At 73.8% G+C, this 21,480-nt stretch carries 21 protein-coding genes; 6 read left to right on the top strand and 15 right to left on the bottom strand.

Annotated elements, in window-relative coordinates; all coding sequences use genetic code 11:
• Positions 1-16 precede the first annotated feature (16 nt).
• Both AB0398_RS23395 and AB0398_RS23390 read right to left on the bottom strand, forming a co-directional pair.
• Positions 17-1,561 carry an MFS transporter gene (locus tag AB0398_RS23395; RefSeq protein ID WP_366377562.1) on the bottom strand — a complete coding sequence of 515 codons (1,545 nt, stop codon included), beginning with the start codon at positions 1,559-1,561 and terminating at the stop codon, positions 17-19.
• Positions 1,558-2,109, bottom strand: a complete 552-nt coding sequence (locus tag AB0398_RS23390; protein WP_366377561.1) for a TetR/AcrR family transcriptional regulator — start codon at positions 2,107-2,109, stop codon at positions 1,558-1,560. The genes AB0398_RS23395 and AB0398_RS23390 overlap by 4 nt, the downstream gene beginning before the upstream one ends.
• 85 nt (positions 2,110-2,194) lie before the next feature.
• Here AB0398_RS23390 and AB0398_RS23385 point away from each other — a divergent pair, with 85 nt between their 5' ends.
• A complete protein-coding gene (locus tag AB0398_RS23385) occupies positions 2,195-2,704 on the top strand; it encodes an HAD domain-containing protein (protein WP_366377559.1) in 510 nt (169 codons plus the stop codon).
• Between the two features lie 12 nt (positions 2,705-2,716).
• Here AB0398_RS23385 and argH read toward each other — a convergent pair whose 3' ends face one another.
• Entirely contained in the window at positions 2,717-4,144 is a 1,428-nt protein-coding gene (argH, locus tag AB0398_RS23380; protein ID WP_366377558.1) for an argininosuccinate lyase, read from the bottom strand.
• Positions 4,145-4,330: 186 nt separating this feature from the next.
• Between argH and AB0398_RS23375 the strand changes: the two genes are divergently transcribed.
• Both AB0398_RS23375 and AB0398_RS23370 read left to right on the top strand, forming a co-directional pair.
• Complete coding sequence (locus AB0398_RS23375; protein ID WP_366377556.1) at positions 4,331-5,599, top strand: hypothetical protein; 1,269 nt, start codon at positions 4,331-4,333, stop codon at positions 5,597-5,599.
• Positions 5,600-5,685: 86 nt separating this feature from the next.
• Positions 5,686-6,300 (top strand): pyridoxamine 5'-phosphate oxidase family protein, encoded by a 615-nt coding sequence (locus AB0398_RS23370; protein ID WP_366377555.1) that lies wholly within the window; start codon positions 5,686-5,688, stop codon positions 6,298-6,300.
• Positions 6,301-6,491: 191 nt separating this feature from the next.
• On the opposite strand, the gene AB0398_RS23365 is transcribed toward AB0398_RS23370, so the two are convergent.
• The 5 genes from AB0398_RS23365 to argC are packed head-to-tail and all read right to left on the bottom strand — an operon-like array spanning position 6,492 to position 11,364.
• On the bottom strand, positions 6,492-7,022 hold the full coding sequence (locus tag AB0398_RS23365) for an arginine repressor (protein ID WP_030214728.1): 531 nt from the start codon (positions 7,020-7,022) through the stop codon (positions 6,492-6,494).
• A gap of 7 nt (positions 7,023-7,029) precedes the next feature.
• A complete protein-coding gene (locus tag AB0398_RS23360; protein WP_366377554.1) occupies positions 7,030-8,265 on the bottom strand; it encodes an acetylornithine transaminase in 1,236 nt (411 codons plus the stop codon).
• On the bottom strand, positions 8,265-9,176 hold the full coding sequence (argB, locus tag AB0398_RS23355; protein WP_366377553.1) for an acetylglutamate kinase: 912 nt from the start codon (positions 9,174-9,176) through the stop codon (positions 8,265-8,267). Before argB ends, AB0398_RS23360 begins: the two co-directional genes overlap by 1 nt.
• Complete coding sequence (argJ, locus tag AB0398_RS23350; RefSeq protein WP_366377552.1) at positions 9,173-10,339, bottom strand: bifunctional glutamate N-acetyltransferase/amino-acid acetyltransferase ArgJ; 1,167 nt, start codon at positions 10,337-10,339, stop codon at positions 9,173-9,175. Before argJ ends, argB begins: the two co-directional genes overlap by 4 nt.
• Positions 10,336-11,364: an N-acetyl-gamma-glutamyl-phosphate reductase gene (gene argC / locus AB0398_RS23345; RefSeq protein WP_366377551.1), complete on the bottom strand. Its 1,029-nt coding sequence runs from the start codon at positions 11,362-11,364 to the stop codon at positions 10,336-10,338. The genes argJ and argC overlap by 4 nt, the downstream gene beginning before the upstream one ends.
• Before the next feature lie 188 nt (positions 11,365-11,552).
• Between argC and argG the strand changes: the two genes are divergently transcribed.
• Complete coding sequence (gene argG / locus AB0398_RS23340; protein ID WP_366377550.1) at positions 11,553-12,998, top strand: argininosuccinate synthase; 1,446 nt, start codon at positions 11,553-11,555, stop codon at positions 12,996-12,998.
• A 196-nt stretch (positions 12,999-13,194) separates the two neighbouring features.
• Here the strand turns inward: argG and AB0398_RS23335 are convergent, their stop codons facing one another.
• The 6 genes from AB0398_RS23335 to AB0398_RS23310 form a co-directional block, all read right to left on the bottom strand.
• Positions 13,195-13,620, bottom strand: coding sequence for a MerR family transcriptional regulator (locus AB0398_RS23335; RefSeq protein ID WP_366377549.1), 426 nt, complete (start codon positions 13,618-13,620; stop codon positions 13,195-13,197).
• 40 nt (positions 13,621-13,660) lie between these two features.
• Positions 13,661-14,680, bottom strand: coding sequence for an NADP-dependent oxidoreductase (locus AB0398_RS23330; protein WP_366377548.1), 1,020 nt, complete (start codon positions 14,678-14,680; stop codon positions 13,661-13,663).
• Between the two features lie 99 nt (positions 14,681-14,779).
• A complete protein-coding gene (locus AB0398_RS23325; protein ID WP_366377547.1) occupies positions 14,780-15,940 on the bottom strand; it encodes a methyltransferase in 1,161 nt (386 codons plus the stop codon).
• 174 nt (positions 15,941-16,114) lie between these two features.
• Positions 16,115-16,690: a histidine phosphatase family protein gene (locus AB0398_RS23320; protein WP_366377546.1), complete on the bottom strand. Its 576-nt coding sequence runs from the start codon at positions 16,688-16,690 to the stop codon at positions 16,115-16,117.
• Between the two features lie 68 nt (positions 16,691-16,758).
• Positions 16,759-17,211: a GNAT family N-acetyltransferase gene (locus AB0398_RS23315; protein WP_366377545.1), complete on the bottom strand. Its 453-nt coding sequence runs from the start codon at positions 17,209-17,211 to the stop codon at positions 16,759-16,761.
• A 102-nt stretch (positions 17,212-17,313) separates the two neighbouring features.
• Positions 17,314-18,750: a PLP-dependent aminotransferase family protein gene (locus tag AB0398_RS23310; RefSeq protein ID WP_366377544.1), complete on the bottom strand. Its 1,437-nt coding sequence runs from the start codon at positions 18,748-18,750 to the stop codon at positions 17,314-17,316.
• On the opposite strand from AB0398_RS23310, the gene AB0398_RS23305 reads away from it, so the two are divergent.
• Both AB0398_RS23305 and AB0398_RS23300 read left to right on the top strand, forming a co-directional pair.
• Positions 18,749-19,825: a DMT family transporter gene (locus AB0398_RS23305; protein ID WP_366377543.1), complete on the top strand. Its 1,077-nt coding sequence runs from the start codon at positions 18,749-18,751 to the stop codon at positions 19,823-19,825. The genes AB0398_RS23310 and AB0398_RS23305 overlap by 2 nt on opposite strands.
• A 108-nt stretch (positions 19,826-19,933) precedes the next feature.
• A complete protein-coding gene (locus AB0398_RS23300) occupies positions 19,934-20,137 on the top strand; it encodes a DUF1918 domain-containing protein (protein ID WP_366377542.1) in 204 nt (67 codons plus the stop codon).
• A gap of 7 nt (positions 20,138-20,144) precedes the next feature.
• Here AB0398_RS23300 and AB0398_RS23295 read toward each other — a convergent pair whose 3' ends face one another.
• The gene (locus AB0398_RS23295) at positions 20,145-21,425 is read right to left on the bottom strand and encodes a family 10 glycosylhydrolase (RefSeq protein ID WP_366377647.1); all 1,281 of its coding nucleotides are present in this window, start codon (positions 21,423-21,425) and stop codon (positions 20,145-20,147) included.
• Positions 21,426-21,480 lie beyond the last annotated feature (55 nt).

Below are 21,480 nucleotides of genomic sequence, written 5' to 3'. Positions count from 1 at the left end.
GCTGCGGAGCCGCGCGTCAGTGCTCGATGCCGTCGGCCAGCTTCTGGCCCTTGAGCAGGAACCAGGCCGCGACCGCCGTCGCGAGGAGGACCGCCGCGCCGACGCCGGCCGCGATCCGCAGGCCGTCGACGAAGGCCTCCTGGCCGGCCGACACCAGGGCCGTCGCCGTCTGCGGGGCGAGGGACGCGGAGGCCTCGACGGCGCCGCCGAGGGACTCGTGGGCGGCCGACGCGACGTCCGCGGGGACGCCGGCCGGGACGGTGAAGCCCCGGTAGACCCCGGTCACGATGGAGCCGAGGACGGCGATGCCGAGCGCGGCGCCCAGTTCGTACGCGGTCTCGGAGACGGCGGACGCGGAGCCGGCCTGCTCCTTGGGGACGCTGGAGAGGATGACGTCGGCGGTGACGGTGAAGGCGAAGCCCGCGCCGACGCCGACGACGAGCAGGGCGGCGCCGAGCAGCGGGTAGCCGGTGTGCTGGTCGAGGGTGGTCAGGACGGCGAGGGAGAGTCCGACCGCCGCGAGGCCGGCGGTCACCACGGACCGCACGGAGAAGCGGCGGGCCGCGACGCCCGCGATCAGGCCGGCGGTGACCGCGCCGATCGCGGCGGGCAGTTCGGCGAGCCCGGCCTCCAGGGGCTGGCGGCCCTGGACCAGCTGGAAGAACTGGGACAGGAAGAACACCAGGCCGGAGAGGCCGAGGATGGTCAGCAGGTCCGCGAGGACGGCGCCGGAGAAGCCGCGGTGGCGGAAGAGGCGCATGTCGAGGAGGGGCGCGGGCAGGGTGAGCTGCCTGCGGACGAACCAGGTGAGCGCGCCGGCGCCGGCGAGGGCGGCGAGGCCCGCGTCGAGGGAGGGGCCGTGCGAGGCCAGTTCCTTGATCGCGTAGACGACGCCGATCATGCCGACCAGGGAGAGGGCGACGCTGGGCAGGTCCCAGGGGCCCGGGTTCGGGTTCTTCGACTCGGGGATCAGCTTGATGCCGACGAGGACGAGGACGGCCATGACGGGCAGGTTGATGAGGAAGACCGAGCCCCACCAGAAGTGCTCCAGGAGGAAGCCGCCGACGACCGGTCCGACGGCCGCGCCGGCCGAGGCCATGGCGCCCCAGATGCCGATGGCGAGGCTGCGCTCGCGCGGGTCGTGGAAGAGGTTGCGGATGAGGGCCAGGGTGGACGGCATCAGGGTCGCGCCGGCGACGCCGAGGAGCGCGCGGGCGATGATCATCGTCTCGGGGCTGGTCGCGTAGGCGTTGAGCACGGAGACGGCGCCGAAGGCGGTGGCGCCGATCAGCAGCAGCTTCTTGCGGCCGATGCGGTCGCCGAGGCTGCCCATGGAGACCAGGAGTCCGGCGATGACGAAGGAGTAGACGTCGCCGATCCAGAGCAGCTGGGTGCCGGTGGGTTCGAGGTCCTCGGAGAGGAAGGGGGTGGCGAGGCCGAGCACCGTGGCGTCGACCGCCACGAGCAGGACGGCCAGGACGAGGACGGAGAGGGCGAGCCAGCGGCCGGGGCGGCGCACGCCCTCGGTGGGGTTCGTGGTCCTGAAGGTGCTGGTGGTCACTTCTCCACGCTCCTGCGCGCTCCGCCGAGCAGCAGCTCGACGATCATGTACTGGAAGTCCTTGGCGGCGACCCGGCCGTCCTGCACGGCCCAGGCGCCGGAACCGACGAGCCCGTAGAAGGCCTCGGTGAGCCAGGCGGGGGTCAGGTCGATCCGGAAGACGCCGTTCTCCTGTCCGCGCCGGAAGAGCGCGGAGACCCGGGCGTCGATGCGGGCCCAGCCCTCGTTCTGCTGGTCGCCCTCGAAGAGCTGGTTCTCGGTGACGAGGAACGAGAGCAGGGGACCGACGGGTTCGACCGCGGCGACGAGCCGGCGTACGGCCTCGTCCTCGGGTCCCTCGTCGATCCGGGCGGCGTCGAGGGCCGCCTCCAGCTCCTGGAGCCCGAGCCCTTCGAGCGCCCGCACCAGGGCGTCGCGCCCGGCGAAGTGCCGGTGCAGCGTCGCCCGGCCGATCCCGGCGGCCCGGGCGACCTCGTCCATGGTGGCGGTCGCCTTGCGGGTGAGCAGGGCGGCGGCGGCGCGGAGCACCTGGGTGCGGTCGACTGACATGAGACGAGCATACACCGAATGAGACATCAGTGTCTCATTCAATAAATCGACGCCTCACTGGAGGCGGGAACGGAATGCTGCGGACATGACGAAACCACTGCTGCTCATCGACGTGGACGGGCCGCTGAACCCGTACGCGGCCCGGCCCGAGCGGCGCCCCGAGGGATACGGGACCCATCGGATGAGCCCCACGGGCTGGACGGGGGCGAAGCCCCTGCGGGTATGGCTCAATCCGGACCACGGGGGCGAGCTGCTCGCGCTCGCGGAGGCGTACGAGCTGGTGTGGGCGACGACCTGGAAGGGCGAGGCCAACGAGTGGATAGGGCCTCCGCTGGGGCTGCCCGAGCTGCCGTTCGTCGACTGGCCGCAGATGCACGGAAAGGCCCCTCGCGGGACCTTCTGGAAGACGCAGTACATCCTGGAGTACGCGGCGGGGCGGCCGTTCGCGTGGGTCGACGACGACATCACGGCCTACGACCACGAGTACGTGGAGCGGAACCACCTCGCCGCCGCCCTGCTCCTGCGCGTCGACGAGCGGATCGGGCTGATCCGGCCGGACTTCGACGCGCTCGCGGAGTGGGCGGCGGCGCTGTGATCCCCTGGCGTGCTACTGCTTCGCGGTGGCCCAGGCGTGCTGGATCACCAGGTCCGCCTTGACCTCGACGAGCTGGACGGCGACGGCGGAGGGGGCGGTGCCGCCGCGGCCGTTGCGGGAGGCGAGGGCGCCGGGGACGTCGAGGACCGTGCGGACCTCGGGGGTGAGGTGCTCGGAGATCTTGGCGAACTGCTCGTCCGTCAGCTCGTCCAGCTCCTTGTCCTCGGACTCGGCGACCTTCACGCACTCGCCGGCCACCTCGTGCGCCACCCGGAACGGCACGCCCTGCCTGACCAGCCACTCCGCGATGTCCGTGGCCAGCGAGAAGCCGGCCGGGGCGAGGGCCTCCATCCGCTCCCGGTGGACGGTGAGGGTGGCCATCATGCCGGTGAAGGCGGGCAGCAGGAGCTCCAGCTGGTCGCAGGAGTCGAAGACCGGCTCCTTGTCCTCCTGGAGGTCCCGGTTGTAGGCGAGCGGAAGCGCCTTGAGGGTGGCCATCAGGCCGGAGAGGTTGCCGATGAGGCGGCCGGACTTGCCCCGGGCGAGCTCGGCGATGTCGGGGTTCTTCTTCTGCGGCATGATCGACGAGCCGGTGGAGAAGGCGTCGTGGAGGGTCACGAAGGAGAACTCCTTCGTGTTCCAGATGATGACCTCCTCCGCGATCCGGGAGAGGTTCACCCCGATCATCGCGGTGATGAAGGCGAACTCGGCGACGAAGTCGCGGGAGGCCGTGCCGTCGATCGAGTTGCCCGCGCTGCCCCGCTCGAAGCCGAGGTCCTTCGCGACCGCCTCCGGGTCGAGGCCGAGGGAGGAGCCGGCGAGGGCGCCGGAGCCGTACGGGGAGACCGCCGTCCGGGTGTCCCACTGGCGCAGCCGCTCGGCGTCCCGGGAGAGGGACTGGACGTGGGCCAGGACGTGGTGGGCGAAGAGGACCGGCTGGGCGTGCTGGAGGTGCGTGCGGCCGGGCATGGCGACGTCCGCGTGCGCCTCGGCGAGGCCGACGAGGGCGTCCTGGAGTTCGGCGAGCAGACCGCCGATGAGCCGGGCGTGGTCGCGCAGGTACATCCGGAAGAGGGTGGCGACCTGGTCGTTCCGGGACCTGCCGGCGCGCAGCTTGCCGCCGAGGTCCGGGCCGAGGCGCTCCAGGAGGCCCCGCTCCAGGGCGGTGTGGACGTCCTCGTCGGCGATCGTGCCGACGAAGGAGCCGTCGGCGACGTCCGCCTCGAGGCGGTCGAGCCCGGCCAGCATCCGGGTCAGCTCGTCCTGGGTGAGCAGGCCCGCGGTGTGCAGCACGCGCGCGTGGGCGCGGGAACCGGCGATGTCGTACGGGGCGAGGCGCCAGTCGAAGTGGACCGACGCGGACAGCTTCGCCAGGGCCTCGGCGGGACCGTCGGCGAACCGTCCGCCCCAGAGCCGTACGTCACCGTTGTTGCTGCTCACAGCTGCTGCTCCTCGGGAGGGTGGGTGTACCGCCGCCTTCCCGGCCCCGGGCCTCGTGGCAGGACAGGAGAAGACGATGGCATAACTATGCAATCCTCCGTATGTTTTGTCAACGCGCGGCGGCGGATGCGCCCCCGGCCCGATATTCGGCGGCGCCCCTCGGTCCCGCGGATCTAGGCTCCGCCCATGCCGACCAGCGCTTTCGACGACCTCGCCGACCAGCTCGCCCGCGCCCTCACGGGGTCCGACCCGGGCGCGTGGACCGACTTCGACGAGAACGTCCGGGCCGAGCTGCGGTGGGGCCGCTCCGTCCCGCCCGTCCACACCTGGTTCCCCGGTGACCCGGACCGGCGGCCCACCGCCGTCGAGACGGCCGTCGCCCTGTGCGGTCCGGACGGGCGGGCGCGGGGAGCCGCCCTCTTCGCCGTGCGCGGCTTCCCCGAGCTCCTCCCCCTGGTCGTCGTCCGGTGCGCCGACTGGGCCGGGCCCGTACGGGAGCGGGCGCGGTCCGTGCTGCGCGCGGAGCTGCCGGGACTACCGGCCGAGGCGTTCGGCGACCTCCTGGCGGTCGCCCGGCTGATCGGCGGGCGCCTGCGCGGGGACGCCGCGCGGACGCTGTTGACCGGGACCCTGCGGGAGGGGCCCGAAGGCCGGGTCGTCGCGCTGCTCGGGCACGGCGACCGCCGGGTCCGGCGCCTGGCCCACCGGATCGGCGTCGAGCGCGGGCTCCTCTCCCCCGCCCGGCTCGCGGAGACCGCCGCCGCCGACCCCGACCCGGTCGTCCAGGACCTCTGCGCGAACGCCGTGCTCGCGACGGTCCGGGACGCTGCCGACGGGGCCCTCCTCGATCCGCTCCTGCGCTCCCGGCAGGGCCGGGTGCGGGCCGCCGGGGTCACGGGGCTGCGCCGGACCGGGCGGGCCGCCGAGGCCGAGCCCTTCCTGTACGACCGCTCGGCGTTGGTGCGCGCCTGCGCCCGCTGGGTGCTGCGGCAGACGGGCACGGAGCCGCTGCCGCTCTACCGGGCGGCCTGCGCCACCGGGGACGGGGTGCCCGACGACGCGCCGCTCGGGCTCGCCGAGTGCGGCGACCGGGCCGTGGACGTCCCGGCCCTGTGGACGCTCACGGGACACGGGCGGCCCCGCGTACGGGCGAGCGCCGTGGCGGGACTGCGCCGGCTCGACGCCGTACGGGTCGAGCCCCTCGTACCCCTGCTGGACGACGGTTCGGCGCGGGTCGTGCGGGAGACCGTGACGGCGCTGCTGCCGTGGGCCGACCGGCTTCCGGCCGACGCGCTCCTCCGGCGCGCGACCGCCGGTCCCGCCCCGCACGTGAGGAAGGGCGCGCTGCGGCTGCTCGCCGAGACCGGTGGCGCCGCGTTCCGGGAGGCGGCCCGGGTGCTCGCCGACGACCCGGACCCGAGGCTGCGCGCCCGGGCGCGCCGGGCGGGGGCATGACGCCGGACGGGGGCATGAGCGCCTTCTTTCGCAAGGGAGTCGCCAAGGCATCGCTCCGGGAGGGGGCGCCGATCAGAATGCGGGACATGGGAAAGACATACGAACGTATCGACGGACGCCTGCGCACCTTCATCGAGCGGCAGCCGGTCTTCTTCACCGCGACCGCTCCCCTGGCCGGTGACGGGCACGTCAACCTCTCCCCCAAGGGGCGGCACGGCACCCTCGTGGTGCTCGACGAACTGACCCTCGCCTACGTGGACTTCGGCGGCAGCACCGCCGAGACGCTGGCGCACCTGCGGGAGCCCGGCAACGGGCGGATCACCCTGATGTGGACCGCGTTCTCGGGGCCGCCGACGGTGGTCCGGGTGCACGGGACCGGCGAGGTGGTGCTCCGTGACGACCCGCGCTGGAGCGAGCTGTTCGCGCGGTTCCCGGCCGGGGCCGTGGAGGGGCAGGGCAGCGCCCGGGCGATCGTCGTGGTGCGGGCGCGGCGGATCAGCGACTCCTGCGGGTTCGCCGTCCCGCTGATGGAGTACCGGGAGGACCGGACGCTGCACGCCGAGTACTTCAACCGGAAGACGGACGAGGAGTTCGCCACGTACTGCGAGGGCAAGGAGCACATCGCGAGCAGCCTGGACGGGCTGCCCGCGCTTCCGCTGCCGCTGCCGCCGCTGCCGGCGTCCACCGGCACGGCCGGGTGACCGTACGGGACCTCACGGCGGGCGGTGGATGCGGGCCGGGTCCGCGCCCGCGCGTGAACGGGCCCGGGGCGGCGGCCGGTTGCGGCTCCGGGCCGGTGGTCCCGGCCGGGCCGGTCCCCGCGCGTCAGCCGTACATCGCCGTCGGAGCGCGGGGCGGTCCGACGGCGATCACGGGCTACTGGGGCCGGGGGCTACTTCTGGGCCAGCTTCAGCAGGTGGTCGGCCAGGGCCTGGCCGCCCACCGGGTCGCGGCTGATCAGGAGGAGGGTGTCGTCGCCCGCGATCGTGCCGAGGATGGCGTGCAGTTCGGCCTGGTCGATGGCCGACGCGAGGAACTGGGCGGCGCCCGGCGGGGTCCGCAGGACCACCAGGTTGGCGGAGGCCTCGGCGGAGATCAGCAGTTCGCCGGAGAGGCGCCGCATGCGCTCCTCCTTGGCGGACTCGCCGAGCGGGGCCTGCGGGGTGCGGAAGCCGCCCTCGCTGGGGACCGCGTAGATCAGCTCTCCGCCGGTGTTGCGGATCTTCACCGCGCCCAGCTCGTCGAGGTCGCGGGAGAGCGTCGCCTGCGTGACGCTCAGCCCGTCGTCCGCCAGGAGCTTGGCGAGCTGGCTCTGCGAGCGCACCGGCTGCCGGTTGAGGATGTCGACGATCCTGCGGTGGCGTGCGGTGCGGGTCTGCGGAACGGACGGCCCTCCGTGCTCGTTCTCCTGCGCGTCGGTCATCGTCGTCTCATTCTCCGCTTCGTCCTTGCCCGTTCACCACGTCGAGGACTCCAGGCAGCGCCCGGACGAAGGCGTCCGCCTCGGCGTCGGTGAGGAGCAGCGAAGGCATGATCCGTACGACATCGGGGGCGGGCGCGTTCACCAGGAGGCCGGCGTCCTGAGCCGCCTGCTGCACCTGGGGCGCGAGGGACTCCGTGAGCACGATACCCAGCAGGAGGCCCGCGCCACGGACGTGGGAGACCAGCGGGTGGCCCAGGGCCTCGATTCCCTGCCGCAGGCGCTCGCCGACCGCCTTCACGTGGTCGAGGGCCGCGTCGGCGGCGAGGGTGTCCAGGACGGCGAGTCCGGCGGCGCAGGCGACCGGGTTGCCGCCGAAGGTGGTGCCGTGGTGGCCGGGGCCGAAGAGGTCGGCGGCCGGGCCGAAGGCGACGGTCGCGCCGATCGGGAGGCCGCCGCCGAGGCCCTTGGCGAGGGTGACGACGTCCGCCTCGACGCCTTCCGCCTGGGCCGCGAACCAGTGGCCGCAGCGGCCGATGCCGGTCTGGACCTCGTCGAGGACGAGCAGGGTGCCGGTGGCGCGGGTGATCTCCCGGGCGGCCTTCAGATAGCCGGGCGGCGGGACGACGACGCCGTTCTCGCCCTGGATCGGCTCGATGATCACCAGGGCGGTGTCCTCGGTGACCGCTGCCCGCAGCGCCTCGGCGTCGCCGTACGGCACGTGGGTGACGTCGCCGGGCAGCGGCAGGAAGGGGGTCTGCTTGGCGGGCTGGCCGGTGAGGGCCAGGGAGCCCATGGTCCGGCCGTGGAAACCGCCGTGGGTGGCCACCATGTGGGGGCGGCCGGTGAGCCGGCCGATCTTGAAGGCGCCCTCGACGGCCTCGGCGCCCGAGTTGCAGAAGAAGACCCTGCCGGGCCGGCCGAAGAGCCCGAGGAGCCGCTCGGCGAGGGCGACGGGGGGCTCGGCGACGAAGAGGTTGGAGACGTGGCCGAGGGTCCCGACCTGCCGGGAGACGGCCTCGACGACCGCCGGGTGGGCGTGGCCGAGGGCGTTGACGGCGATGCCGCCGACGAAGTCCAGGTACTCCTTGCCGTCGGCGTCCCAGACCCTGGCGCCCTCGCCGCGGACGAGGGGCAGCCGGGGCGTGCCGTAGTTGTTCATGAGCGAGCCCTGCCACCGGCGGGTCAGCTCCGCGTTGCCGGTGCCGGCGTTGTCGTCGATGTCGGTGCTGTCGTTGGCGCTCATCAGTCCCCCAGTCCGTTCCGGTCGTCGGGTACGACCATCGTGCCGATGCCTTCGTCGGTGAAGATCTCCAGGAGGATCGAGTGCGGAACCCGGCCGTCGATCACGCGGGCCGTGGTGACCCCGTTCCGCACGGCGTGCAGGCAGCCCTCCATCTTGGGGACCATGCCGCTGGAGAGCTCGGGCAGCAGCTTCTCCAGCTGGTTCGCGGTGAGCCTGCTGATGACCTCGTCGCTGTTCGGCCAGTCCTCGTAGAGGCCCTCGACGTCGGTCAGGACCATCAGGGTCTCGGCACCCAGCGCCGCAGCGAGTGCCGCAGCCGCCGTATCAGCATTGACGTTGTAGACATGTCCGTCGTCCTGGGAGCGTGCGATGGAGGAGATGACCGGGATCCGGCCGTCGTCCAGGAGTGCTTCGATGGCGCCGGTCTCGATGGCGGTGATCTCGCCGACCCGGCCGATGTCGACCTGCTCGCCCTCGATGAACGGCCGGTGCTGCGTGGCGGTGATGGTGCGGGCGTCCTCGCCGGTCATGCCGACGGCGAACGGGCCGTGCTGGTTGAGCAGCCCGACCAGCTCGCGCTGGACCTGCCCGGCGAGCACCATCCGTACGACGTCCATCGCCTCGGGGGTGGTCACCCGGAGGCCGGCCTTGAACTCGCTCACCAGGCCGTGCCGGTCGAGGGCGGCGTTGATCTGGGGGCCGCCGCCGTGCACCACGACCGGCTTGAGGCCGGCGTGGCGCAGGAAGACGACGTCCTGGGCGAAGGCCGCCTTGAGGTCCTCGTCGACCATGGCGTTGCCGCCGAACTTGATGACGACGGTCTTGCCGTGGTGGCGGGTGAGCCAGGGCAGCGCCTCGATGAGGATCTGGGCCTTGGGGAGCGCGGTGTGCTTCCGCGTGGCGCCGGTCACGACGAGTACGCGCTGTTCTCGTGGACGTAGTCGGCGGTGAGGTCGTTCGCCCAGATGACGACGGACTCGGTGCCGGCGGCGAGGTCGGCGGTGATCGTGACCTCCCGGTAGCGCATGTCGACGAGGTCGCGGTCCTCGCCGACGGAGCCGTTCCGGCAGACCCAGACGCCGTTGATGGCGACGTTGAGCTCGTCGGGCTCGAAGGCGGCCGACGTGGTGCCGATGGCGGAGAGCACCCGGCCCCAGTTGGGGTCCTCGCCGTGGATGGCGCACTTGAGGAGGTTGTTGCGGGCGATGGAGCGGCCGACCTCGACGGCGTCGTCCTCGGTCGCGGCGTTGACCACCTCGATGCGGATGTCCTTGCTGGCGCCCTCGGCGTCGCCGATGAGCTGGCGGGCGAGGTCGTCGCAGACGGCCCGTACGGCCCCGGTGAACTCCTCCTGGGCCGGGGTGAGGCCGGAGGCGCCGGAGGCGAGGAGCAGGACGGTGTCGTTGGTGGACATGCAGCCGTCGGAGTCGACCCGGTCGAAGGTGACGCGGGTGGCGCCCCGGAGGGCGTCGTCGAGGCCCTTGGCGTCCACGTCGGCGTCGGTGGTGAGGACGACGAGCATGGTGGCGAGGCCGGGGGCGAGCATGCCGGCGCCCTTGGCCATGCCGCCGACCGTCCAGCCGTCCGTGGTCACCACGGCGGTCTTGTGGACGGTGTCGGTGGTCTTGATGGCGATGGCGGCCTTCTCGCCGCCGTGCTCGGAGAGTTCGGCCGCGGCCTTCTCGACGCCGGGGAGCAGCTTGTCCATGGGGAGCAGGATGCCGATGAGGCCGGTGGAGGCGACGGCGACCTCGCCGGCGCCGACCTCCTGGCCGTTTCCGGAGAGGACCTCCGCGACCTTCTCGGCGGTGGCGTGGGTGTCCTGGAAGCCCTGGGGGCCGGTGCAGGCGTTGGCACCGCCGGAGTTGAGGACGACGGCGGTCAGTTCGCCGTCGGCGAGGACCTGCTGGGACCAGACGACGGGGGCGGCCTTGACGCGGTTGGAGGTGAAGACTCCCGCGGCGGCGCGGCGGGGCCCGGTGTTGACCACGAGGGCCAGGTCCGGGTTGCCGTTCTGCTTGATCCCGGCGGCGATGCCCGCCGCCGTGAATCCCTTCGCTGCGGTGACGCTCACGGAGCGACTCCAATCGTGGAAAGTCCGGTGTCCTCGGGCAGTCCGAGGGCGATGTTCATGCTCTGCACCGCGCCGCCGGCGGTGCCCTTGGTCAGGTTGTCGATGGCGCTGATCGCGATGATCCGGTTCGCGCCCGGATCGTACGCGACCTGTACCTGAACGGCGTTGGAGCCGTAGACGGACGCGGTCGCCGGCCACTGCCCCTCGGGGAGCAGGTGGACGAACGGCTCGTCCGCGAAGGCCTTCTCGTACGCGGCCCGTACGGCCTCGGCGGTGACGCCCGGCTTCGCGGCGGCCGTGCAGGTGGCGAGGATGCCGCGGGGCATCGGGGCCAGGGTGGGAGTGAAGGAGACGATGACCCGCTCCCCCGCCGGTCCGCTGAGGTTCTGAATCATCTCGGGGGTGTGGCGGTGGCCGCCGCCGACCCCGTACGGGGACATGCTGCCCATGACCTCGCTGCCGAGCAGGTGCGGCTTGGCGGCCTTGCCGGCGCCGGAGGTGCCGGAGGCGGCGACGATCACGGCCTCGGGCTCGGCAAGGCCGTCCGCGTACGCCGGGAAGAGGGCGAGCGAGACGGCGGTGGGGTAGCAGCCGGGCACCGCGACGCGCCTGGACCCTTCGAGGGCGGCACGGGCGCCCGGCAGTTCGGGGAGGCCGTAGGGCCAGGTCCCGGCGTGCGGGGAGCCGTAGTACGTCTCCCAGTCAACCGGGTCCTCCAGCCGGAAGTCGGCACCCATGTCGACGACGAGGACGTCCGGTCCGAGCTGCTCGGCGACGGCGGCGGACTGGCCGTGCGGCAGCGCGAGGAAGACGACGTCGTGCCCGGCGAGCTCCTCGGCGGCGGTGGGCACGAGGACGCGGTCGGCGAGCGGGAGCAGGTGGGGCTGGAGGGCCCCGAGTCGCTGACCGGCGTTGGAGTGGCCGGTCAGGGCCCCGATCTCGACGTGGGGGTGCGCCAGGAGCAGACGCAGGAGCTCTCCGCCCGCGTATCCGCTCGCACCCGCCACTGCTACTCGTACCGTCATCGAAACCCTCCTCATGGATGGCATGACTATACGCAAGACCGCAGTTTTATGCAACGAGCCGCTGGAGAGGCGGGTGCAGGCCATGGATCGCGGCGAGGACCCCTTGGAGGCTCGCTACCGAAGGCCCCTTCTCGCGGACCTTCCCGACCCTCTTTGCATGACCATGCGCGATGATGCATACTCTTCCCATGTCCAAGGTCCTCACCTCCCTGCCCGCCGGCGAGCGCGTCGGCATCGCCTTCTCCGGCGGCCTCGACACCTCCGTCGCGGTCGCATGGATGCGCGACAAGGGCGCCATCCCCTGCACCTACACCGCCGACATCGGCCAGTACGACGAGCCCGACATCGCCTCGGTGCCCGGTCGCGCGAAGACCTACGGTGCCGAGATCGCGCGCCTGGTCGACTGCCGGGCGGCGCTGGTCGAGGAGGGGCTCGCCGCGCTCACCTGCGGCGCGTTCCACATCCGCTCGGGCGGCCGCGCCTACTTCAACACCACTCCCCTGGGCCGCGCCGTCACCGGCACCCTCCTGGTCCGGGCGATGCTGGAGGACGACGTCCAGATCTGGGGCGACGGCTCGACCTTCAAGGGCAACGACATCGAGCGGTTCTACCGCTACGGCCTGCTCGCCAACCCCCACCTGCGGATCTACAAGCCGTGGCTGGACACCGACTTCGTGACCGAGCTCGGCGGCCGCAAGGAGATGTCGGAGTGGCTCCTCGCCCACGACCTCCCCTACCGCGACAGCACGGAGAAGGCGTACTCCACCGACGCCAACATCTGGGGCGCCACCCACGAGGCCAAGACCCTGGAGCACCTGGACACGGGCGTGGAGACCGTGGAGCCGATCATGGGCGTCCGGTTCTGGGACCCGTCGGTCGAGATCGCCGCCGAGGACGTGACGATCGGCTTCGACCAGGGCCGCCCGGTCACCATCGACGGCAAGGAGTTCGCCTCCCCCGTCGACCTGGTGATGGAGGCCAACGCCATCGGCGGCCGCCACGGCATGGGCATGTCGGACCAGATCGAGAACCGGATCATCGAGGCCAAGAGCCGGGGCATCTACGAGGCCCCCGGCATGGCCCTGCTGCACGCCGCCTACGAGCGCCTGGTCAACGCGATCCACAACGAGGACACCCTCGCCCAGTACCACAACGAGGGCCGTCGCCTCGGCCGGCTCATGTATGAGGGCCGGTGGCTCGACCCGCAGGCCCTGATGGTCCGCGAGTCGCTCCAGCGCTGGGTCGGCGCGGCCGTCACCGGCGAGGTGACGCTGCGGCTGCGGCGTGGCGAGGACTACTCGATCCTCGACACCACGGGCCCGGCGTTCAGCTACCACCCGGACAAGCTGTCCATGGAGCGCACCGAGGACTCGGCCTTCGGCCCGGCGGACCGGATCGGCCAGCTCACCATGCGGAACCTCGACATCGCCGACTCCCGCGCCAAGCTGGAGCAGTACGCGGGCCTCGGTCTGATCGGCAGCGGCGGTCCGGCCATCGGCGCCGCGCAGGCCGCCGCGACCGGGCTGATCGGCAGCATGCCGGAGGGCGGGGCCGAGGCCATCGCCTCGCGCGGCGAGTCCTCGGACGAGGACGAGCTGCTCGACCGGGCCGCGATGGAGTTCGGCACGGACTGACGCGCGGGCCGTCGGGCGACGGCTCGTCAGCGGTGAGAAGGCCGGTTCGGCACCCTCGGGTGCCGGGCCGGCCTTTTCGGCGAGCGGCCCGGAGCCGGGGGCGGCGTGGGGCGGCCTTTTCGCGCGCCTCCTCGTGGACTCGGGGCGGGCGGTCCTTTCGCGGGCCTTCGGGGCTCGACGCGGGCGGTACGGCGGGTCAGGCCGTCGCTCCGCCGGGCGGGGCTGTCGTTTCCGCCGGGGTCCGGCCGGCCCGCGGCCCGGCCGCGCGGGAGGCCAGTTCGTCGCGCATCCGGGTCAGCCGGGCGATCTCCTCGTCGAGGGCCGCGATCCGGCGGTCCACGACCGGGGAGGTCCGCGCGCAGACCCCCTCCGGCACCCGCCGGGAGCGGATCGCCTCCACGTCGAGGAGGGAGAGGCGGTCCACACAGGCGCGGACGTCCTCGATCGTCAGGCCGAGGGCGAGGAGTTCGCGCACCACGCGCACGCGTGCGACATCGTCCGGCCCGTACTCCCGCTGGCCGGCCGGGGTGCGGACGGGAGGCGGCAGGAGGCCCCGCTGCTCGTACAGGCGCAGGGCCCTGGGCGTGGTCCCCGCCGCTGCCGCCGCGTCGCCGATCCGCATGTCGACCGTCCTCCGCCGTGGCCCCGGTCGGCCACCTCCGTCAGGGCAACTCGACCACGACCGCGCCGAGATGCCGCCCCGTCAACACCTCGTGCAATGCCTCGGCGGCCCGTTCCATGCCCACCGGCCTGACGTGCGGGAAGGTGATCTCCCCGGCGCGGAGCCAGCCGCCGAAGCGCTCCCGCCATTCCGCGTCCGTCTCCGGGTGGTCGAGCGGGCTGAAGCCGCGCAACGAGATCCGCTTGAGGACGAGCGCGTACGAATCGAGCTCCACGCGCGCGGTGGCGCCGGTTCCGGCGGGGTCGAGCTGGCCGGAGAGGGCGCCGACGAGGACGGCGCGTGCGCCGGGGCGGGCCGCGTCGACGGCCGCGCGCAGCTGCTCGCCGCCGACGTTGTCGAAGACCACGTCGACGCCGTCGGGCGCCGCCTCGGCGAGCTGCGCGGCGAAGGGCGTGGCGGCGTCCCGTACGACGGCGGCGTCGTAGCCGAGTTCGGCGACGAGCCGCTCGGCCTTGGCCGGTGAGCCGGTGGTGCCGACGACCCGGCCCGCGCCGAGGAGCCGGGCGATCTGCCCGGCCATCGTGCCGACGGCGCCCGCCCCGCCGGTCACCAGGACCGTGTCACCGGGGCGCACCTCCGCGCCCCGGGTGAGGGCGGCGTACGCGGTCCTGCCCTGGGAGAGGTGGGCGACCGGATCGGGCAGCGCGTCTCCGAGGGGCGTGCAGGCGGTGGCGGGGACGGCGGCGTACTCGCGCCAGCCCTGCCAGTGGAGGACGAGCTCGCCGGGGCGCGGGCCGCCGCCGGGCGGGGCGGAGACGACCTCGCCGACGGTCGCGCCGAACAGCGTGTCGCCGGGCTCGACGGACGGGAGGGGCGCGCCCTCGATCCGGCCGGAGATGAGGGTCCGCAGCGCGGCCTGGACCGCGAACCAGCGGTTCCTGACGAGGAGTTCGCCGGGCGCGGGCACGGGGAGCGCGGTCGTGACGAGTTCGAGGTGGTCGGGGGTCGGGAGGCCGTGGGCGGGGCGGGTGCGCAGCCGGATCTCGCGGTGGGTGGCCATGGCGTGCTCCAGGAGGAGGGCGGGCGGGTCGGCGGGACCGTAAACCCTGACCCGCGCGTCAGGGGCAAGTCCGCCCGCCGTGCACCTCCTCGGGAGGCCCTAGGAGCGGACCGCGCGCAGGACCACGAACTTCGGGTCGCTCGCGACCAGTTCGCTGTTGCCGAAGATCCGGCGGAGGGTGACGTGGTAGCCGAGGTGCCGGTTGCCGACGACCCGGAGTTCGCCGCCGGGGCGTAGGGCGCGCCGGGCGTCGGCGAACATGCGGCGGGCGGTGCGGTCGGTGGTGGCCTGGTGGCTGTGGAACGGCGGGTTGTTGAGCACCAGGTCCACCGAGCCGGGGGCCAGGTCCGCGAGTCCGTCGCCGACGAGGAACCCGGCCGTGCGCCCGTCGCCCGCGTGGGCGCGGAAGTTCTCCTCGGCCGAGGCGACGGCCTGGTACGACTCGTCGGTGAAGACCAGCTCCGCCTCGGGTTCGGCGAGGGCGACCGCGAGGCCCACCACGCCGTTGCCGCAGCCGAGGTCCGCGACGCGGGCCCGGCCGAGGCCGCGGGGCAGGTGGGCGAGGAGGAAGCGGGTGCCGATGTCGAGGCGGTCGGCGCAGAAGACGCCGGCGTGGTTGGTGACGGTCCGGCCGGGGAGGCCGGGCGCGGGGGCGTCGGCGGGGAGGGCGTACCGGTGCGGCCAGGGGTTCGGGCCCGGTGCGGCGGCGGGGTCGGGGGTGGTGTGGATCAGCCGGGCCTTCTTCACCGCGAGGGAGGTGCGGGTGGGGCCGAGGATCCGCTCGAAGAGCTTCAGCGTGGAGGTGTGGATCTCCTTGACCATGCCGGTGCCGACGATCACGGTGCCCTCGTGGACGGCGGGCGCGAGGCGGTGCAGCTGGTCCTCCAGGAGCGCGAGGCTCTTGGGGACGCGGACGAGGAGCACGTCGATCCGCTCGGGCGGCGGGTCCTGGGTGGTGAGCAGCCGGACGGCGTCCGGGGCGGCGCCGGCGCGCGCGAGGTTGGTCCGGGTCGCCCGCCCGCCGAGGTACGAGTCGGTGATCTGGACGAGTGCGCCGGGGCTCGCGGCCTGGAGGGCGGTGACGAGGGCTCCCCAGCGGTCGCCGAGGACGGCGACGGTGCCGGAGAGGTCGGTGCCGGTCTCGGCCAGGTGCCCCAGGAGGTACTCGTCGGACGCGTCCCAGGCGCGCAGCGGGTCGCGCGGGTCCTCGGGGTGGCGGGTCAGCTCGAAGGCGCCCCATGACGTGCTCAAACGGTTCATCGTGGGTTCAGGCTAGCCGGTCGCGGGGGCCGGGCCGTCACGGTCGCGGTCCCGGGACCGGACCACCCTCCGTCACGGTCGCGGGGCCGGGCCATCCCCCGTGCCGGTCGCAGGGCCGCCCCCGCCCCGGTCACGGGACCGCGCCGCCCCGTTCCGGTGGCGCGCGCGGCCCCGTCAGCGCAGGGCCGCGCCGAGCCGGAGGTGCCAGAGGCCGGGGCGGCCGGTGAGGGTGACGGTGGAGAGGGGGCGGACGTCGACGTTCCAGTACGTGGCGGGCGGCGCCTTCAGGGCGTACACGAGGGCGGCCCGTACGACCGAGGGCTCGGCGACGGCGACGATGGCGCCGTCCTCGGCGGGGCGGGTGTCGAGCCAGTTCCCTATCCGGGTGATGAAGGCGAGGAGCGGTTCGCCGCCGTGCGGGGCGGTGCGGGCGTCGGTGAGCCAGGCGTCGACGGCGACCGGGTCGAGGGCGGCGACCTCGGCGAGGGTCAGACCGCGCCAGCGGCCCATGTCGCAGTCGCGCAGCGCGGGCTGGGCGAGGGGCGCGTAGCCGAGGGCGGTGCCGGTGGCGCGGCTGCGCGGGGTCGGGGAGCAGTAGCGCAGTTCGGCCGCGCCGAGCGGGATGAGCGCGGGCGCGGCCTGCTGCACCTCGTACCAGCCGGCCTCGTCGAGCGGCCGGTCGTCGTCGAATCGTTCGGCGAGGAGGGAGGAGCTGCGTCCCGCCGTGACGAGCGTCACACGAAGACTCATGGCCGCGATCGTGAGGCCGGTGGCGCCGCTGGTCAAGGGGTCGTTTCGAGGGGCGGAGGGGGTCCGCCTCACTGCCGCCCGAGAGCCATCCACTTGTCCGGATTTTGCAGTGGCGCGAAACCCACCTTCTCGTACACGCCGTGCGCGTCGGCGGTGGCGAGCATGATGCGGCTCAGCCCGTGCGGCTCCAGGAGGTCCCGGACGGCGGTGACGAGCGCGGTGCCGAGGCCGGTGCCCCGGGCCGGGCGGTCGACGTAGACGTCGCAGAGCCAGGCGAAGGTGGCGTAGTCGGTGACGACGCGCGCGTAGGCGCCCATCTCGCCGGTCTCGCGGTGGTAGGCGCCGAGGTTGAGCGAGCCTGCGATGGCCCGGTCCTGCTTCTCCCGAGGTCGGCCCCGGGCCCAGTAGGAGTCGGTGGAGATCCAGTGGTGGACGCGGGCGGCGTCGATCCGTGCGGGGTCGGACGAGATCTCGTACGCCCCGTGCATGACGGGTTCCTTCGGGAGGCTGCTGTCGGTCATGGGCGCAGGCTTCCAGGAGTACGGGTTCTTGTCAGGCGGATTTGCCGGGAGCCCTTGCGGGGCCGGGACCGGGCGGAGCGCCCGGGCGGCCCGGTCCCGGGGTCAGCCGGTGAGCTCGTCCACCGCCGTCCGCAGCCGGCGCACGCCCTCCGCGATCTCCGTGGGGCCCGCGACACCCGCGAAACTCAGCCGGATGTGGCCGGCGGGCGGTTCGGCGCAGAAGTAGGGGCGGCCGGGGGCCGCGGCGACCCCGGTGCGCAGGGCGGTGGCGTGGAGGGAGGCCTCGGGCAGTGCGTCGGGGAGGCGCAGCCAGAGGTGGTAGCCGCCGTGGGGCACGTGGGGCAGGGCGAGTTCGGGGAGGTGGCGGGCGAGGGCGCCGGTCATGGCGTCCCGGCGGCTCCTGAGCTCCTGGGAGACGGCGCGGAGGTGGCGGGGCCAGGCCGGGGAGCCGACGAGTTCGAGCGCGGCCTCCTGGAGGGGCCGGGGGACGAAGAAGCTGTCGACGACCTGGATGGCGCGCAGCCGTTCCAGGACGGGGCCGTGGGCGGCGAGGGCGCCGACCCGGAGGCTGGGCGAGGTGGGCTTGGTGAGGGAGCGGACGTGGACGACGACGCCGTCCGGGTCCTGGGCGGCGAGGGGTTCGGGGAGCGGCGGGGCGTCCTCGTGGACGAGGAGGCGGGCGAAGTCGTCCTCGACGACGAAGGCCCCCGCGGCGCGGGCGATCCGGACGACCTCCCGGCGCCGGTCCGGTCCGAGGACGGCCCCCGTCGGGTTCTGGAAGAGCGGCTGGCAGACGAGGACGCGGGCGCCGGTGGCGCGGAAGGCGGCTTCGAGGAGTTCGGGGCGGACTCCCCCGGCGTCGGCGGGGACGGGCACGGGGCGCAGTCCGGCGGCGCGGGCGACCGCGAGCATGCCCGGGTAGGTGGGCGACTCGACGAGGACGGGTGTGCCGGGCGGGGCGAGGGCGCGCAGGGCGGTGGTGATCGCGGACTGGCCGCCGGCGGTGACGAGGACCTCGGCCGCGGTGACGCCGCCGCCGATCTCCCGGGCGAACCACTCGCGCAGTTCGGGCAGGCCGTCGACGGGCGGCCGGCCCCAGGCGCCGGGGCGGCGGCCGGCCCGGGCGAGGGCGGCGGCGAGGGCCCGTTCGGGCTGGAGGGAGGGGTGGAGGTAGCCGCCGTTGAACTCGATCACGCCGGGCGGCGGGGCGGAGAGGGTGACGAGGACGCCGGAGGCGTCGACGGCCCGGGGCACGAGTTCGGTGGCGGTGTCGGCGCTGAGGGCGACCTCCTGCCAGGAGGTGTCCCCGGTGACCGGGTCGGCGGTGCGGGGCTCCGCGCGGAAGGCTCCGGCGCCGGGGCGGGTGACGACGAGCCCCTCGGCGGCGAGCCGGGCGAGGGCGCGGGTGACGGTGACCGGGGAGACGCGGTGGCGCTCTACGAGCGCTCGGCTCGACGGCAGCTTTCCACCGGGAGAGTAGCGGTCGAGCTCCACTCGCAGGATGTTCGCCAACTCCGTGACACTGCTACGCTCGTACATGAGGACACAGGATAGCGCTACTACCCCCACCGCGATAGCGGTCACCGCCCCGGAGACCACCCCGGGCGCCCGTACCGTCGGCGTCGGCACCGGGCGTACGGCCGCCCCCTCCGGCGCAGAATCCGACGCCGGCGCCGGGCGTACGACCACTCGCGACGCCTCCGCGTCCGGTTCCCCGGCCGGGACCGCCACCCCGGCCCGGACCCCCGTCTCCGATCCCCGGGCCCGCGGCACCCTGCTCGCCGGGCTCGGCGTCGTCGCGTTCTCGCTCACCTTCCCGTCGACGGTCTGGGGCCTGGAGAGCTTCGGCCCCTGGTCGCTCGTGGCCGTGCGGTCCACCCTCGCCGCGCTCGTCGCCGGGGTCTTCCTGCTCGTCGGCCGGGTGCCGCTGCCGGAGCGGCGCCACTGGGCGGGGCTCGCGGTGGTCGGCGGCGGGGTCGTCGTCGGCTTCCCGCTCCTGACCAGCCTGGCCCTGCAGACCTCCACCACCTCCCACGCCGCCGTGGTGGTGGGCCTCCTGCCGCTCACCACGGCGGCCTTCGCGGCCCTGCGGACGGGCCGGCGCCCCTCCCGCACCTTCTGGATCGCGGCCGTCTCCGGCGCCGTGGTGGTGCTCGGCTTCACGCTCGGGGAGAGCGGCGGGTCGCTCTCCACCGGCGACCTGTACCTCTTCGGGGCGCTGCTCGTGTGCGCGGCCGGCTACACCGAGGGCGGCCGGCTCGCCGGGCTGATGCCGGGCTGGCAGGTGATCGGCTGGGCCCTGATCCTCTGCCTGCCGCTGATGCTGGCCGCCTCGGCCGTCGCCCTGTCCCTGGAGCCGGTCCGCCTCACCGCCCACGGCGTCGTCGGCCTGCTGTGGGTCGCCCTCGGCTCGACCTTCTTCGGCCTGTACGTCTGGTACCGGGGCATGGCCGCGATCGGCATCCCGAAGGCCAGCCAGCTCCAGCTCGCCCAGCCGCTCCTCACCCTCGTCTGGTCGGTCACCCTGCTCGGCGAGACCCTGTCGCCGGCCGCCCCCGCCGCGGCGGTCGCGGTGCTGGTCTGCATCGCGGTCACCCAGCGGTCGAAGTCGTGACCGGGAAGCTCCGGCACGACGGAAGCGCGCGAAAAGGGTCACAATGACAAGCAGAGGCTCCGAAGAGCGAAGAACCGGCACGGGCCGGATCGCGAGGAGGTCACCCCGATGCAGGCGAGCGTGGGCGACACACTGCTGGTGCACGGACGGACCGTCGGCCATCACGACCGCACGGCCGAGGTCCTTCAGGTACTGGGGGAGAACGGCACTCCCCCGTACCGCGTGAAGTTCGACGACGACGGACACGAGGCCCTGATGTCGCCCGGCCCCGACACCGTCGTGCGTCACCATCCGGAGGCGGGGACCGGCTGAGGGGCCGTCACCCCGGCGGGCGGACCCTGGTCGGGTAGTGGTCGGCCACCACGGCGGCCATCGCCCCGATCCGGTCCCGCGCGACCTCCTTCGCCGAGAAGAAGCAGTGGCCGCCGACCCCGGCGTACCCCTTGGCCAGTTCCAGATGGCGCGAGAGTTCCCCCGGGTCCTGCCAGGCGGCCGGCTGGGCGGGGTCGCCCGCCTTGTGGAGCGCCTCGCCGACGTAGAGGCCGACGCCGGTGCCCCGTACCGTCTCGTCCCACCAGGGCAGCAGCTCGGCGTAGTCCGCCGCGGCCAGGCCGATGTGCCAGTAGAGCTGCGGCACGACGTGGTCGAGCCAGCCCTCCCGCACCCACTTCCGGGTGTCGGCGTACAGGTCGTCGTAGGTCTGGACGCCCGCGGTGGTGTTCGAGCCCTCCGGGTCGGTGGCGGCGTTCCGCCAGACCCCGAAGGGGCTCACGCCGAAGGCCACGTCCGGCTTGGCCTCCTTGATCCGGGCGGACATCTCGGAGACCAGCAGGTCGGTGTTGTGCCGCCGCCAGGACGCCTTGTCGGGGAAGCCGCCGCCGTGGCGCGCGTACGTCCCGTCGTCGGCGAAGTCCTGCCCGGCGACGGGGTACGGGTAGAAGTAGTCGTCCCAGTGCACGGCGTCGACGTCATAGCGGCGCACCGCGTCCAGCATGGCGTCCTGGACGAAGCGCCGGACCTCGGGAAGGCCGGGGTCGTAGTACAGCTTCCCGCCGTAGGGCAGCACCCACTCCGGGTGCCGCCGCGCCGGGTGGGAGGCGGCGAGCCGGGCCGGATCGGTGTGGTTCGCCACCCGGTACGGGTTGAACCAGGCGTGCAGCTGGAGGTCCCGCGCGTGGGCCTCGGCGACGGCCGTGCCCAGCGGGTCCCAGCCGGGGTCGCGGCCCTGGGTGCCGGTGAGGCACTCGGCCCACGGCTCGTACGGCGAGGGCCACAGGGCGTCGGCGGTCGGCCGGACCTGGAGGACCACGGCGTTGAGGCGCCGCTCGGCCGCCGTGTCGAGGTGGACGAGGAGCTCGGAGCGCTGCTGCTCGGCGGTCAGGCCGGGTGCGGAGGGCCAGTCGATGTTGCTCACCGTCGCCATCCACATGCCGCGGAACTCCCTGCGGCGGTACGGCCTCCCCCGTGCCTGGCTCCTGACCTCGGGCGCCGCACCCGCCTCCGTACCCCCGCGAGCCGCCTCGTCCGCCGTCGCCCCTGTCGTTCCCGTCACGGCGAGCACCGCTCCGGTGGCTCCGGCGACGAACCCTCTTCTCCCGATAGGCCGCACTTGTACCCCTCCTCTGTCGGATACGTCACACTCACCGGGAGAGCAT

The sequence above is a fragment of the Streptomyces sp. NPDC086147 genome (genome assembly GCF_040702165.1).
Taxonomy (GTDB): domain Bacteria; phylum Actinomycetota; class Actinomycetes; order Streptomycetales; family Streptomycetaceae; genus Streptomyces.
Note: the sequence above shows the minus strand (reverse complement) of the source record. Positions and strands in the feature narration are given on the sequence as shown.